The organism is Roseomonas sp. GC11, from assembly GCF_024437745.1.
GTDB lineage: Bacteria > Pseudomonadota > Alphaproteobacteria > Acetobacterales > Acetobacteraceae > Pseudoroseomonas.
Map to the genome: position 1 here is coordinate 55035 of NZ_JANFNY010000003.1, position 14159 is coordinate 69193.

The 14159-nt window shown below is 72.9% G+C and carries 12 protein-coding genes; 4 read left to right on the forward strand and 8 right to left on the reverse strand.

The features are described from left to right. Window positions 1–36 precede the first annotated feature (36 nt). The 5 genes from NON00_RS01695 to NON00_RS01715 all read right to left on the reverse strand — a co-directional run bounded on the left by NON00_RS01695 (window position 37) and on the right by NON00_RS01715 (window position 5207). Window positions 37–1008, reverse strand: a complete 972-nt coding sequence (locus tag NON00_RS01695; protein ID WP_256016992.1) for a tripartite tricarboxylate transporter substrate-binding protein — start codon at window positions 1006–1008, stop codon at window positions 37–39. Further along, window positions 1005–2270, reverse strand: a complete 1266-nt coding sequence (locus tag NON00_RS01700) for a CaiB/BaiF CoA-transferase family protein (protein WP_256016995.1) — start codon at window positions 2268–2270, stop codon at window positions 1005–1007. Before NON00_RS01700 ends, NON00_RS01695 begins: the two co-directional genes overlap by 4 nt. A 2-nt stretch (window positions 2271–2272) precedes the next feature. Beyond that, window positions 2273–3256 (reverse strand): tripartite tricarboxylate transporter substrate binding protein, encoded by a 984-nt coding sequence (locus NON00_RS01705; RefSeq protein WP_256016998.1) that lies wholly within the window; start codon window positions 3254–3256, stop codon window positions 2273–2275. 164 nt (window positions 3257–3420) lie between these two features. Further along, window positions 3421–4326, reverse strand: coding sequence for a CoA ester lyase (locus NON00_RS01710; RefSeq protein ID WP_256017001.1), 906 nt, complete (start codon window positions 4324–4326; stop codon window positions 3421–3423). 5 nt (window positions 4327–4331) lie between these two features. After that, complete coding sequence (locus NON00_RS01715) at window positions 4332–5207, reverse strand: amidohydrolase (RefSeq protein ID WP_256017004.1); 876 nt, start codon at window positions 5205–5207, stop codon at window positions 4332–4334. A 107-nt stretch (window positions 5208–5314) separates the two neighbouring features. Here NON00_RS01715 and NON00_RS01720 point away from each other — a divergent pair, with 107 nt between their 5' ends. After that, the gene (locus NON00_RS01720; protein ID WP_256017007.1) at window positions 5315–6217 is read left to right on the forward strand and encodes a LysR family transcriptional regulator; all 903 of its coding nucleotides are present in this window, start codon (window positions 5315–5317) and stop codon (window positions 6215–6217) included. A 276-nt stretch (window positions 6218–6493) separates the two neighbouring features. Next, a complete protein-coding gene (locus NON00_RS01725) occupies window positions 6494–7726 on the forward strand; it encodes an MFS transporter (protein WP_256017010.1) in 1233 nt (410 codons plus the stop codon). 118 nt (window positions 7727–7844) lie between these two features. Here the strand turns inward: NON00_RS01725 and NON00_RS01730 are convergent, their stop codons facing one another. The 3 genes from NON00_RS01730 to NON00_RS01740 all read right to left on the reverse strand — a co-directional run bounded on the left by NON00_RS01730 (window position 7845) and on the right by NON00_RS01740 (window position 10454). Further along, entirely contained in the window at window positions 7845–8243 is a 399-nt protein-coding gene (locus NON00_RS01730; protein ID WP_256017012.1) for a DUF983 domain-containing protein, read from the reverse strand. A gap of 119 nt (window positions 8244–8362) precedes the next feature. Next, entirely contained in the window at window positions 8363–9799 is a 1437-nt protein-coding gene (locus NON00_RS01735) for a PLP-dependent aminotransferase family protein (protein ID WP_256017015.1), read from the reverse strand. A 52-nt stretch (window positions 9800–9851) separates the two neighbouring features. Beyond that, window positions 9852–10454 carry a TetR/AcrR family transcriptional regulator gene (locus NON00_RS01740; protein WP_256017017.1) on the reverse strand — a complete coding sequence of 201 codons (603 nt, stop codon included), beginning with the start codon at window positions 10452–10454 and terminating at the stop codon, window positions 9852–9854. Window positions 10455–10856: 402 nt separating this feature from the next. Here NON00_RS01740 and NON00_RS01745 point away from each other — a divergent pair, with 402 nt between their 5' ends. Both NON00_RS01745 and NON00_RS01750 read left to right on the forward strand, forming a co-directional pair. Continuing rightward, window positions 10857–13010: a TonB-dependent siderophore receptor gene (locus tag NON00_RS01745; RefSeq protein ID WP_256017020.1), complete on the forward strand. Its 2154-nt coding sequence runs from the start codon at window positions 10857–10859 to the stop codon at window positions 13008–13010. Next, entirely contained in the window at window positions 13007–14146 is a 1140-nt protein-coding gene (locus tag NON00_RS01750; RefSeq protein ID WP_256017022.1) for an ABC transporter substrate-binding protein, read from the forward strand. The genes NON00_RS01745 and NON00_RS01750 overlap by 4 nt, the downstream gene beginning before the upstream one ends. Window positions 14147–14159 lie beyond the last annotated feature (13 nt).

The following is a 14159-nucleotide window of genomic DNA, read 5'->3' on the forward strand; positions in this document are numbered from 1 at the left end:
CCTCCATCCCGGCCGCGCCGAAAGGCGCGGCCCCGTTCACCCCGCGCTGATCCCCGCCTCGCGGATCAGGCGGCCCCATTTCTCCATCTCCGCCTCGACGAAGGTGGCGAAGGCGGCCTGGGAGAGGGCCATGGGGCTGGCCCCCAGCACGGCGAGGCGCGCGCGCGTCTCGGGCGCGGCCAGGCTCTCGCGCAGCGCGGCGTTCAGCGTGGCGAGGATGGCCGCGGGCGTGCCGGCGGGGGCGAAGAGGCCCTGCCATTCGAGGCTCTGGTAGCCGGCGAGGGTCGCGCCGACGGGCGGCACGCCGGGCAGCTTCTCGATCTCCTGCTGCCCGCCATGGGCGATGACGCGGATGCCCTCCTGCCCGTGCAGCGGCAGGGCGGAGGTCGCCGTGGAGACAATCATCGCGATGCGGCCCGCGCGCAGGTCATTCTGCGCGGCCGGCGCATCGCGATAGGGAATATGCGTGATCTCCACGCCCGCCATGCGGTTGAACAATTCCAGCCCGAGATGCTGGGACGAGCCGGTGCCGGTGCTGGCGCAGGTGATCTCCGTGCCGCGCGCCCGCGCCAGGGCGACCAGTTCCGCGACATCGCGCGCCGGGCAGGCGGGGCCGAGCAGCAGCACATTCGGCACGGTGACGAGGCCAGCCACCGGCGTGAACTGCCGGCGCGGGTCATAGGGCAGGCGCGGCATCAGGCTGGCATTGATGGCGAAGCCGCTGGCGTCGTCGAGGAAGGTATAGCCATCGGGGCGCGCCTGCGCGACGCTGTTGGCCGCGAGCGTACCGCCCGCGCCGGCGCGGTTCTCGATGACGAAGCCCTGGCCGAGCTTCGCCCCCAGCCCGGTGAAGACCAGCCGCGCCACGGTGTCCACCGCGCCACCCGCGCCATAGCTGACGACGATGCGCACCGGCCGCGCCGGCCAGGATTCCTGCGCGCGCAGCGGCAGGGGCGCGAGGGTGGCGGCAGCCGTGGCGAGCAGGCCGCGCCGGTTCAAAGCCTTCATGTCCGTGTTCCTTCCCGTGTTTCCTGCGCGCGGATCACGCCCCGGGCGGTGAGCCGCGCATATTCCGCCTCGCCGAGGGCCGGGCGGAGGATCGCGTCATTGTGCTCGCCGAGGCGTGGCGCCGGGCGGGCCAGGATGCCGGGCGTGGCCGAGAGGCGCGGCACCATGCCATGCATCGGCACGACGCCATCGGGCATATCCGCGTCCGGCACTTCGATCAGCGCTTCGCGCGCGGCGACATACTCATCCTCCAGCAGGTCGGCCGCGGTCATGATCGGGCCGATGGTCACGCCGGCGGCATCGAAATGCGCCAGCACCTCGGCCTTGTCGCGCGCGCCGATGAAACCGCCGATGATGGCATCCAACTCCTGCCAGTTCCGCAGCCGGTCAGGATTGGTGCGGAAGCGCGGATCCTCGATCAGCTCCGCCCGGCCGATGCTGCGCAGCAGCTTCTCCGTCATGCCCTGGGTGGAGGAGGAGAGGCAGACCCAGCCGCCATCGCGCGTCTGGTAGGCATTGCGCGGCGCGGTGTTGGTGCTGCGGCTGCCGGTGCGCTGCTTGAGCCGCCCGGTCAGCCGGTAATTCGCCGCCTGGGGGTCCATCACCGCGAGCATCGGGTCGATCAGGGAGAGGTCGATCACCTGCCCCTGCCCCGTCCGCTCCGCGTGGCGCAGCGCGATCATGGCCGAGGCCGCGCCATAGAGCCCGGCATAGCAATCGCCCATGAACATCGGTGGCAGCACAGGCTCGCGGTCCGGAAAGCCGTTGACGGCGGCGAAGCCGGAATAGCCTTCCACCAGCGTGCCGAAACCCGGCTTGTGGCGGAAGGGGCCATCCTGCCCCCAGCCGCTGATGCGCACGATCACCAGGGCGGGGTTGATGGCGTGCAGCACCTCCGGCGCCAGGCCCATGGCCTCCAGCACGCCGGGGCGGAAGCTCTCCAGCAGCATCCCCGCCCCGGCCACGAGGCGGTGCAGCACCGCCCGCGCCTCGTCGCTGCGCAGGTCGAGGCAGATGCTTTTCTTGTTGCGGCACCAGCTTTTCCACGAGGTCTCGACGCCCTGCACCTTCCAGGCCCGCAGGGTATCGCCCTCCGGCGGCTCGACCTTGATGACCTCGGCGCCGTGGTCGGCCAGCACCATGCTGAGCGTATTGCCGGCGACGAGGCGGGCGAGGTCCAGCACCCGCACCCCATCGAGCGCGCCGCGCGCGGCGGGGTCGAAGGCTTTGCGGGCGAGGCGGGGGGCAGGGCGTTCGCTCATGCTCAGTCGATCCGGATCTGCGCGGTTTCGGCCACCTGGCGCCAGCGCGCCAGATCCTCACGGAGGAAGCGGTCAAAGGCGCGGGCATCCTGCTGCGCCGGGGCCGCGCCCTCGCTGCGGAGATAGCTGGCGAGGCGGCCTTCCAGCAGCGCCTCGTTCGCCACCTCGTTGAGCCGGCGCAGGATCTCGGGCGGCGTGCCGCGGCGGGCCAGCAGGCCCCACCAGATCTCCGCGCTGTAGTCGATCCCGCTCTCCTTCGGCGTGGGCGCGGCGGGCAGGCCCTCCGGCCGGTTCTCCGCAGTCCAGCCCAGGATCTTCGCGGAGCGCTCCTTCACGAGACCGGCGGCGGAAGGCACGGTGGTGAAGAGCAGCTGGATATTGCCCGCCACCAGATCGGTGGTGGCCGGCCCCATGCCGCGATAGGGAATATGCACCAGCTTCAGCCCGCCAGCGCGCTGCGCGAACAATTCGGCCGCGAGCTGGTTGATGCTGCCCGGCCCGGCCGAGCCGTAATCCACCTTGCCGGGATTGGCGCGCAGATAGGCGGCCAGTTCAGCCAGATTGTTGGGCGGGAATTCCCTGTTGGCCAGCACGAGCAGCGGCGCCGTGGCGCAGAGGGCGACGCCCTCGAGATCGCCTGTGGCATCATAGGGCGTGCGCTGCGTCGCCGCGCTGGTCGCGAAGGTGGAGGAGGTGACGAGCAGCGTCAGACCATCCGCCGGCGAGCGCGCCACCTCGGCCGTTCCCAGCGTGCTGCCGGCACCGGGCCTGTTCTCGACAACGAAGGGCTGGCCAAGGCGGCGTGAGAGATGCTCCGCGAGCGGCCGTGCCACGGCGTCATTCGAGCCGCCAGGGGTGAAGGGGACGATGACGCGCACGGGCCGGGCCGGCCAGGCACCCTGCGCGCGGGCCAGGCCGGGCAGGATGAGCGGGGCGGCCAGCCCGGCGCGCAGCAGCGCGCGGCGGCCTGGGATGGTGCGGGACATTCTTGTGGTTCCTCCTGGTTTTTTTCTTGGAGACCGTTGGAAGAGAGGGCGCGTGGCGTTGAGAGGGGCTTCGCCCCTCTCAAACTCTCCCCACCAAAGGCCTGAGGCCTTTGGAAACCCGATGGAAGGGGGGTGTTTGAGGGGGGACTCGCTCCAGGGCATCCTCAAACCGCCTCTCCGCGCATGAGGCCAAGGCGGCGGGCAAGGTCGAGCACCGCGCGCGCGCTGGCGACGAAGGGCGCATCCACCATCTGGCCATCGACGGTATAGGCGCCGATGCCCTGCGCCTCCGCCGCCTCGGCCGCGGCGACCACACGGGCGGCATGGGCGATCTCCTGTGGCCCGGGGGCGAAGGCGGCATTGACGAGGGCGATCTGGCTCGGATGGATGCAGGATTTGCCGGCGAAGCCGAGGCGCCGCGCGGCCACGGCCTCGGCGGTGCAGCGCTCCGGCGCGGCAATGGCGGCGAGCGCCCCGTCAAAAGCCGGAATACGCGCCTCGGCAGCGGCCAGGCGCACCGCCAGCCGCACCTGCTGCAAGGCCACCTCCTCATCGCGCGCGATGCCGAAAGGCTCGAAGAGATCGCCATAGCCGATCTGCAATCCGGCGATGCGCGGATGCGCCGTGGCGATCTCGGCCGCGCAGCGCAGCCCGCGCGGCGTTTCGATATTCGCAAGAATGGCACAGGGCGGCAGGCCCGCCGCCTGTTCCGCCGCCGCGATCTGCGCGATGGCGGCACGCAGCCCGGCGGCATCCTCGACCATCGGCAGGTTGATGGCATCCAGCCCCGGGCCAAGGATGGCGGCGATATCGGCCGCGAAATGCGGCGTCTCCGCCGCGTTGACGCGCACGATGGCGAGTTTGCCGCCCGTGGCCGGGGCGGCGGCGCGGGCGCGCAGGGCGGCGGCCACGGCGGCGCGCGCCTCGGCCTTGCGCGCGGGCGCCACCGAATCCTCCAGATCGAAGCTCAGCGCATCGGCGGCGGAGGCTTCACCCTTGGCGAACAGCTCCGGCCGGCTGCCGGGCAGGAAGAGCTTGCTGCGCATGGCGCGGAGCGAGGCGAGGGTCATGGCGTTCAGTCCTGCCCGGTAAAACCGTAGAGCGCGGCGGGATTCTCGCAGAGGATGCGCGCGGCCCGCCGCGCCCCGGCCCAGTCGGCGAGCAGGGCGAGGAGGGCGGCGGCATCGGGCTTGTGCCGCTCGGTGACATGCGGCCAGTCGCTGCCCCAGACGAGGCGCTCCGGCGCCTCGGCGATGAAGGCGCGGGCGATGCGCCCGGCATCGGCATAGGGCGGGCCTTCCGCCGTGTTGAGATAGGCGCCCGAGAGCTTCACCCAGGCGCGCCCCGCCTGCATCCAGCGCGCGACCCGGGCGAAGGCCGGGTGCGCCGCCCCCTGCCCCGGCGGCAGGCGCGCCATATGGTCGAAGACGACGGGGCAGGGCAGCGCCTCGATCAGCGGGGCGAGGTCCAGGATCTGCTCCGCCATCAGGTGCAGCTGCACATGCCAGCCAAGGGGGGCGATGCGCGCGGCGAGTGGCGCCAGCATCGCCGCACTCACCGGCGCATCGGCGGGGTTCCAAAGGCTGAAGCGCAGGCCGCGCACGCCACCGGCATCGAGGCGGGCGAGTTCGGCCTCGCTGATTCCGGGCTGCGCCACGGCGATGCCCCGCCCGGCCCCGCCCAGCGCGGCCAGGGCATCGAGCAGGCAGGCCGGATCAAAGCCGTGATGCTTGGCCTGCACCAGCACGGCGCGGGAGAGGCCCAGGCGCTGCTGCACGGCACGATACTCGGCCAGGCTCTGCCCAGTGGTGGGGCCAGTGGTGGGGCCAGTGGTGGGGCCAGTGGTGGGGCCAGTGGTGGGGCCCGTGGAAGGGCCGGCGCCGGGGAAGCGGCCGTCGATCACATGCAGATGCGCGTCGCAGGCGCGCGGCGGGGGGCTGTCCTGGGCCATGGCTTCCTCGGCGGCGCCTGGCGCGGCGCTTCCTCTTGCCCGCCACTCTGGCAAAAACCACACCCCGCGTATAATGCATTAATGGCATTGATTGATGAGCAAGCTTCATGCACCTGCCGATGGACGACATCCAGGCCTTCGTCCTGGTGGCGGAGCTGGGCAGCTTCAGCCGCGCGGCGGACCGGCTGGGGCTGACGCAGACGGGGCTCACCCGCCGCATTCAGCGGCTGGAAGCCTATGTCGGCCTGCCGCTGCTCGACCGCACGACACGGCGCACCGGGCTGACGGCGGCGGGGCGCGACTTCCTCCCCCTCGCCCGCCGCGTGGTGGAGGAGCTGACGCATGGTCTGCAAAGGCTGCGCACCACCTCGCGCCTCTCCGCCGGCGATGTCACCCTGGCGACCATGCCGGCCGTGGCCTATGAGCGCCTGCCCGGCCTGCTGGCCGACTATGCCCGGCGCTTTCCCGGCAACCGCGTCATGCTGGTGGAGCGCTCCGGCACGGCGGTGACGGAGGCGGTGCGCGGCGGGGCGGCGGAATTCGGCATCCACATCATGCAGGGCGCGCAGGCCGATCTGGTGGAGGACCTGCTCTCGACGGACCCGCTCGTCCTCGTCTGCCACCCGGCCCATGCCCTGGCCGGGCGGGCGGCGGTGCCCTGGGCGGAGCTCGCGGGGCATGACCTGGTGACGCTGGGCGGCACGAGCGGCAACCGCCTGCTGGTCGAGCAGCAGTTCCTCCGCGCCGGCCTGCCCCTGCGCAGCCGCTTCGTGGTGGAGAACACGCCAAGCGCCATCGCCATCGCGGCGACGGGCATGGCCGCAGCCATCCTCCCCGCCGCCCAGCAGCACGGCAAGCTGCGCGCCGGGCTGGTCGAGGTGCCGCTGGTGGAGCCGGTGCTGCGCCGCGCCCTGGCCCTCGTGCGGCGGCGCAATGAGAGCCTCTCGCCGGCGGCCGAGGCGCTGTTCCGCCTCATCCTGGCCGCGCGCGGCGGGGTGGCGGCAGGCTGAGGCCACCCCGCCGCGCCTCTCCCGCCATGGGCGGGCATTCATGGCGCTGCGGCATAATCCCAAGCGGATTCACCCGCCTAGTGGCCCCGGGGCCCGCCGCTTACTCTGCAACCACAGGCGGATCGGGGCGGCCTCGCCAGGGGCGGGCCATGCCGCCGGCATGGCGTGCTCCGCCACGCGGGAAACCCGGTCAACAGCGCCCTTTTCATCCTGCCGGCCTGAAGCGGTGCCCCGCGGCGCGCTTCGCCATGCCGCGCGCCATGAGGTCCATGCCCGATGCAGCCTATGTCCTCCCCGACCAGCGGCGCCGCCGGGGCGGCCCGCGCCCCGTCCTGGGGGGGCGTCTTCGCGCTTTCCCTCGGGGCCTTCGCCCTGATCGCCTCCGAATTCATGCCGGTCAGCCTGCTGACGCCGATCGCCGCAGACCTGCACATCACCGAGGGCCAGGCGGGGCAGGCCATTTCCGTCTCCGGCGCCTTCGCCGTGCTGACCAGCCTGTTCATCTCCGTGCTGGCCGGCGATCTCGACCGCAAGCGGCTGCTGCTCGGCCTGACCGGGGTGATGATGCTCTCCGGCGCGGTCGTCGCCCTCGCGCCGAATTATGAGATCTTCATGCTGGGGCGCGCGCTCATCGGCATCGTCATCGGCGGCTTCTGGTCGATGTCCGCCGCCACGGCCATGCGGCTGGTGCCGGAGGACAAGGTCCCCCGCGCCCTGGCCATCCTGAATGGCGGCAATGCGCTGGCCACGGTGGTGGCGGCGCCACTCGGCAGCTTCCTCGGCGGGCTGATCGGCTGGCGCGGCGCCTTCTTCTTCGTCGTGCCGGTCGCGGCCATCGTCCTCGTCTGGCAGATGGCCAGCCTGCCGGCGATGCAGGCACAGGGGCGCACCAACATCGGCGGCATCTTCCGCGTGCTGCGCCGCCCGGTCGTCGCCTCCGGCATGGCCGCGCTCAGCCTCTTCTTCATGGGGCAATTCGCCCTCTTCACCTATCTGCGGCCCTTCCTGGAGACGGTGGCGCATGTCGATGTGGCGACGCTGTCGCTGCTGCTGCTGGCGATGGGCGTCACCGGCTTCATCGGCACCTCGCTGATCGGCCGCTTCCTCCAGGGCGGGCTCTACCGCACCCTCACCGTCATTCCGCTGCTGATGGCGCTCATCGCCGCGGCGCTCCTGCTGCCGGGGGGCGGGGTGGCCATGATCGCGGTGCTGCTCGGGCTGTGGGGCCTCTTCGCGACCTCCGCCCCCGTCGGCTGGTGGACCTGGGTGGCGCGGACGCTGCCGGACGAGGCCGAGATCGGCGGCGGCCTGATGGTGGCCGTGGCGCAGCTGGCCATCACCGCCGGCGCGGTGGTCGGCGGCATCCTGTTCGACACCAGCGGCCCTGTGGCCACCTTCGGCTCCAGCGCCGGCCTGCTGCTGGCCGCCGCCCTGCTGGCGGCGCTGACCGCCCGCCAGGGGATGCGCCAGGTGGAACGGCAGGCGGCGCCGGCGCTGCGGGCCGGTTGAGAAACGGCCTGGGAAGACAGCCCGCTCCCCTTGAGAGGGGCTTCGCCCCTCTCAAACTCTCCCCACCAAAGGCCTGAGGCCTTTGGAAACCCATCCGTTGGCGCCAGGTGATCGCCGTTCAGCGGGGGTCCTTCGGGGCAGGGGCGCCGAAACGGGCTTCCTCCGCCTTGAAGAAGAACTGGCTGGCCACGAGCCAGCCTTTCAGCGGCCGCAAGGGCGGAATGCAGGTCAGCAGCATGAAGGGCAGCGTGGTGACGAGATGCACCCAGTTGGCGGGCGCGAATTTCGCCTCCAGCCAGAGCGCCAGGATGACGCTGGGGACGCAGGCGAAGCAGATGACGAAGAAGGCGGGGCCATCGGCCGGGTCGGCATAGGAATAATCCAGGCCGCAGACCTCGCAGCGGGCGCGCAGCGCCAGGAAGCCGCGGAACATATGGCCCTGCCCGCAGCGCGGGCAGCGGCCGCGCAGGCCGGTGCGCAGGGGGGGAAGAGGCGGCCACTCCGGGTCGGATGACATCGCTGGCTCCTTTGGCCTGCTCCCTCGGCGGAGCAATGCCTGCATTCAAGGAGAGATTGAATGCTCCTCCGAGGCATTCACTGTCAAATTGAATGCATTCAATTGGACTGCGTCGCCCTTCATACGATCAGCGAGGAGAGGGCCGGCCCTTCGGCGAGCAGCTCCGCCACCTGGGACAGGCCGGCGCGCAGGCTCTGCCGGTCCTCCGCCGCGCCCAACCCGACGCGGACGGCCTCGGGCGGCGCGGCGACGGCGAAGCCATCGCTGCCGACAAGGCCGAGGCTGCCCGGGCGCAGGCGCGCCAGGAACTCCCCCCGGCTCCAGCCCTCCGGCATGCGCAGCCAGAGATGGAAGGCGGCGGGATCGGTGGCCAGCAGCCCCGGCGGCAGCAGCGCGCGGGCGATGGCCTGCCGCGCCGCCGTCTCCTCCCGGATGCCCGCGGTGATGGCGGCGGCGAGGCCATTGCCGATCCAGCGGGTGGCCAGCGCGGCGGCCAGCGGCGAGGCCATGCCCGTCGTCGCCCGGATGGCGGCGGCGAGGCGGGGCAGCGGGCGCGGCTCGGGCACGGCGAGATAGGCGATGCGCAGCGCCGGCGAGACCGGCTTGGCCAGCCCCCCCACATAATAGACCGCCTCCGGCGCCAGGGCCGCCAGCGGCGGCGGTGCCTGCGGCGCGAGGGCGCCATAGGCGTCATCCTCGATGATCGGCACGCCATGCCGGCGCGCGATCGCCACCAGCGCCCGGCGCCGCTCCGGGGGCAGGGTCGCGGTGGTGGGGTTGTGCAGGGTGGGGGTGCAATAGAGCGCGCGCGGGCGATGGGCGCGGCAGGCGGCCTCGAAGGCCTCGGGCAGCAGGCCGGCGCCATCCATGGCCAGCGGCGCCAGCCGCAGCCGCAGATGCGCCGCGAGGCTGCGGAAGCCCGGATAGGTCAGGGCCTCGCAGCACAGCAGGTCGCCAGGCTCGCAGAGCACGCTCAGCAGGGCGAGCAGCGCGCCCTGGGCCCCGGCGCAGACCAGCAGGCGGCCGGGCGGCACCTCCAGCCGCCCCGCCAGCCAGGCGGCGCCCGCCTCGCGCTCCGCCGCGCCGCCGCCCACCGGCCGGTAGCGGAGCAGCAGGTCCAGATCCAGCGTCGCCGCGAAAGCCCCCATCTCGCGCCGCAGCGCCTCCCGCAGGCCGGGGGCCGTGGGCAGGGGGGGCGCGTTCATGCGGAGATCGGCGGCGCGGGCCGCCGGCGCCGCCCCTCCCCCCTCCGGCCCCGCCGCCCTGGCCAGGGCGGGGCGGGGCCGGAGGGGGCAGGGGCCGCGCACGAAGGTTCCCTGGCCGACGCGCCCCTCCACAAGGCCGCGCCGGGCGGCCTCGGCATAGGCGCGGGCGATGGTGGTGAAGTCCACACCCAGCCGCGCGGCCAGCAGGCGCTGCGGCGGCAGGCGGGTTCCCGGCGCGACGCGGCCGGCCTGGATGTCGCGCTCCAGCGCATCGGCGATGCCGCGATAGAGGGGGCCGGCGGCGCGGTCGAGGCTGGGCAGCCAGGCCGGGGTGTCAGCGGGGGGGGACATGGTCCAGCCTCATCTCCATGCAATGCCGGTTTTATCCGCGGATTGCATGCCGTCAAAGAGGCGCATCACCGCGCGCCGCCCCATGCAGGAAAAACTCCCAGGACTGCGCGAATTCCCGCTCCTGCGCCGCGGGGTCGGCGGCGGGGGCGCGGCCGAGCATCGCCTCGTTGGTCGGGCCATAGACGATGCTGTGCAGCAGGTGCCGGGCCAGGGGCTCGGGCGGGCCGGGCCGCAGCGCCCCGGCGCGCTGCGCCTCGGCCACCGCCAGGACCAGTTCGTCCAGGATGGGGTCGGCCGCGGGCGGCGCCTCCGGCCGCGCGGCGCCGAACACCAGCCCCTCGGTGAAGGCGATGCGCCGGTAGGCCAGCAACTCGGCATCCAGGTTGAGGGTGAGGAAAAGCCGCGCCACCTGCCGCAGCCGCGCCAGGGCGCAGCCGCCCCCCCCGGCCGGGGCGATCTCGGTCTTGAGGCGCTCCAGGATGCGCAGCCGCAGCCGCTCCAGCACCGCGTTGAACAGCGCGGCCTTGGAGGGAAAGCGCCGGTAGAGCGTGTCCTTGCCCGCATTGCAGGCCGCCGCGACCTGCTCCATCGAGGTCGCGGCGAAGCCCTGGGTGGCGAAGAGCCGCGCCGCGGCGTCGATGATCCGGCTGGCCATCCCGGCGGCCTCCCCCTTGGAGGGGCGGCCCGTCCGGGGGCGGTCTGCGCGGGGGGCGGGGGGCGGGGGGCTCATCGGGCGCGCGGGGCACCCCAGGGGGCGCCCCGGAGGGTGCCTTGGGGCGCGGCCTGGCCCCGGCGTGGCGGGCCTCGGTGAACTCGCCTCATGCGTCTCTCCTTCTCCGTCCTGGCCGGCCACCGGCCGGGTGCTGGCGCCCGCTCTGGAGCCTGATCCTGCTCCAGATCCCATGCGGGAGTGCTTCCCGTCAGCCTCTTCCCGTGGTCAATATGGAAAAACTGGACGGATCAGTCCCGTTTACCTTATAAGCCACCCCCGACTCGCGAGTGATAACCATTCGCAAAACGCCGGATGCCCTTCGGCCAGAGCGGGAGAAGACTGGGAATGCATGACGGAGTGAGCGCGCGCCGGCGCGCCGTGTTGCTGGCATCGGTGGCCATGGCCGCGCTCTCCGCCCCGGCGCGGGCGCAGCAGGATCCCCTCGCCCTCCCGGCGGTCGCGGTGGAAGGTAGCCGGGGCGGCACCGCCGAGAGCTATCTGGAAGGCAGCTCGGCCACCGCCACCAAGACCGGCACGCCGGTGGCCGAGACCCCGCAGTCGATCAGCACGGTCACCCGCCGGCAGCTGGACGACCAGAACGCGCAGACCGGCCGCGACGCGCTGAACTACACCCCCGGCGTGCTCTCCGGCATGGAGACGACGACGCGCTACGACAGCATCTTCCTGCGCGGCTTCGGCAGCTTCGGCACAACGACCAGCGTGGTCGATTTCCTGGACGGGCTGCGGCTGCCGCGCGGCCAGGCCTTCGCCCTGCCGGCGGTCGATCCCTTCCTGCTCGACAGCCTCGACGTGCTGCGCGGCCCGGCGGCGGTGCTCTATGGCCAGACCACGCCGGGCGGCCTCGTCAACCAGATCAGCCGCGCCCCGGCCGCCACCCCCTCCAACGAGGTGCGGCTGGAGGCCGGCAGCCATGCGCGGCTGCAGACGGGCCTGACCAGCCAGGGCGCGCTCGACGCGGCGGGGGTGTGGCAATACAGCTTCAGCGGCATCGGCCGCACCGCCGAAAGCCAGTATGACGGCGTGAAGGAACAGCGCATCGCCGTGGCGCCGGCCCTCGCCTGGCAGCCGAATGCCGAGACCCGGCTGACCCTGCAGGGCTTCTACCAGCACGACCCCGAGGGCGGCTATTTCAACTCGCTCTATGCCCGCGGCCTGGCCTCGCCCGCGGTGGGGCGCTTCCTGACGCGCGAGCTGAATGTCGGCGATCCCTCCTTCGACCGCTACGACCGCACGCAATACGCCCTGGGCTACACGCTGGAGCACCGCGTCAACGCCGCCGTCAGCCTCACCTCGAAGCTGCGCTACTCGGCGATCGACCTCGATTTCCAGAGCCTGCAGATGGCGGGCCCGGTCAGCGCAAGCGGCCTCATGCCGCGCCAGGCCCTGCGCTCGATCGAGCGGGTGGATGGCATCGCCGCCGACAACAACGCCCAGATCACCTTCACCACCGGCGTGCTCGCGCACCGGGCGCTGGTCGGCTTCGACCTGCAACGCTCGGTCAGCACCTGGGACTATCTCTACGGCGCGGCCTCCCCGCTCGATGTCATGGCGCCGCGCTATGGCATCCCCGTCGGCGCGCTCACCAAGATCATCGACAGCAGGCAGACGCTGCAGCAGGCCGGCCTCTACGTGCAGGACCAGATCAGCCTCGGCGGCTTCCGCCTGCTGCTCGGCGCGCGGCATGACTGGACGGAACAGCAGAGCGACAACCGCCTGGCCGGCACCAGCAGCACGCAGTCCAGCCAGTCGCCGAGCTACCGCGCCGGGCTGCTCTACCGCTTCCAGAACGGCATCGCGCCCTATGTCAGCTATTCCACCTCCTTCGAGCCGGTGGTGGGGGTGGACGCGCAGGGCAGCGCTTTCCGGCCGACCGAGGCGCGGCAATGGGAAGCCGGCCTCAAATACGAGCCCTCCTTCATGAACGCGCTCTTCGCCGCCTCGGTCTTCGAGATCCGGCAGGAGAATGTGCTCACCCCCGGCGCCATCCCGGGCTTCCAGGTGCAGCAGGGCGAGGTGCGCTCGCGCGGGGTGGAGCTGGAGGCGCGCGGCAAGGCCACGCGCGACCTTGAGCTGATCGCCAGCCTGACGCTGCTGGACACCGAGGTCACCCGCTCCACCACCACCGCCAATATCGGCAAGCGGCCGCAGGCGGCGCCGGATTACTACGGCTCGGTCTGGGCCAGCTACAGCCTGGGCGAGGGCGTGCTGGACGGGCTGACGCTCGGCGCCGGGCTGCGCTTCGTCGGCAGCAGCTATGGCGATGACGCCAACACCGTGCGCGCCGGCGGCTACACGCTGGTTGATCTCGCGGCCCGCTACGATCTGGCGAAGATCAGCCCGGCGCTGGCCGGCGCGCAGGCGACGCTGAACGTCACCAACCTGTTCGACCGGGAATATTACGCCAGCTGCAGCTCCACCTATTACTGCCAGTACGGCAATGGCGCGCGGGTGCTGGGCGGCCTGCGCTACCGCTGGTGAGGGCGCCGCGCCCGCGGCCCGGCCGCCGCCATCTCGCGGCCCTGCTCGCCACGCCCTTCCTCGCCGCCGCCGTGCCGCCGGGCGGCCCCCGCGTCACCGACATGCTCGGCCGGCGCGTGGCGCTCGCCCGCCCGCCGCGGCGGATCGTCCTGCTGGATGCGCGGGACATCATGGCCATGGCGCTGCTGCACCCGGACCCCGCCAGCCTCGTCGCCGGCTGGGCGGGGGTGGAGCTGCTCGACAGCGACCTGCTCCGGCGCGACTACGATGCGCGCCCCGGCGGCGGGCCGATCCCCGTGGTGGGCGGCGTGACGGCGGAGTCCCGCTCGCCGGAGGCCATCCTCGCCCTGGCGCCCGACCTCGTGGTGGCGACCGCCCAGGCCGAGCCGGACCTGGCCGGCGGCCCCCTGGTGCGCCAGCTGGCCGCGGCGGGCATCCCCACCGTCTTCAGCAGCGCCGATGCCAACCGGCCCGATGCGCCGGACGCCGCCGGGGGCCCGCTGGACAGCCTGGCGCGGCTCATGGCCCTGTGGGGCGCCCTGCTCGGCCGCGAGGCGGAGGCCACGGCCTTTTCCGGCTTTGTCGAGGAGCGCCTGGGCAGGGTCACGGACCGGCTGGCCCATGTGGCGCCGTGCAGCACCTATCTCGAGGTGCAATCCACCTTCGAGGAGTGCTGCTGGGCGGCTGGCGGCCGCATCTGGGGCGCGCTGCTGGCCCTGGCCGGCGGCCGGGTGCCCGGGGCGGCGGGGGCGCGCTGGTTCGCGAAGCTGTCGCCCGAACAGCTGATCGCCGAGGCGCCGGCGGCCTATATCGCCACCGGCGGGGCCTATGCCCCCGGCCTGCGCCCCGCCATCGGCCCCGGGCTGGAGCCGGAGGCCGCCCGCGCGGCGCTGCGCCGCCTCGCCGCCCGGCCAGGGCTGGCCCTGCTGCCCGCCATCCGGGACGGCCGCGTCCATGGCATCTGGAGCGGGCTGGTCGCCATCCGGCCGCTCAACCTGCTCTTCGTCGAGGCGGCGGCGCGGTGGCTGCACCCTGGCCTGTTCCGCGATCTCGACCCGGGCGAGACGCTCGGCCTGCTCAACAGCCGCTTCCTGGCGCGGCCCCTGCCCGGGCCGCTCTGGGTGAGCCTCGCCTGAGCCTCGCGCTGCC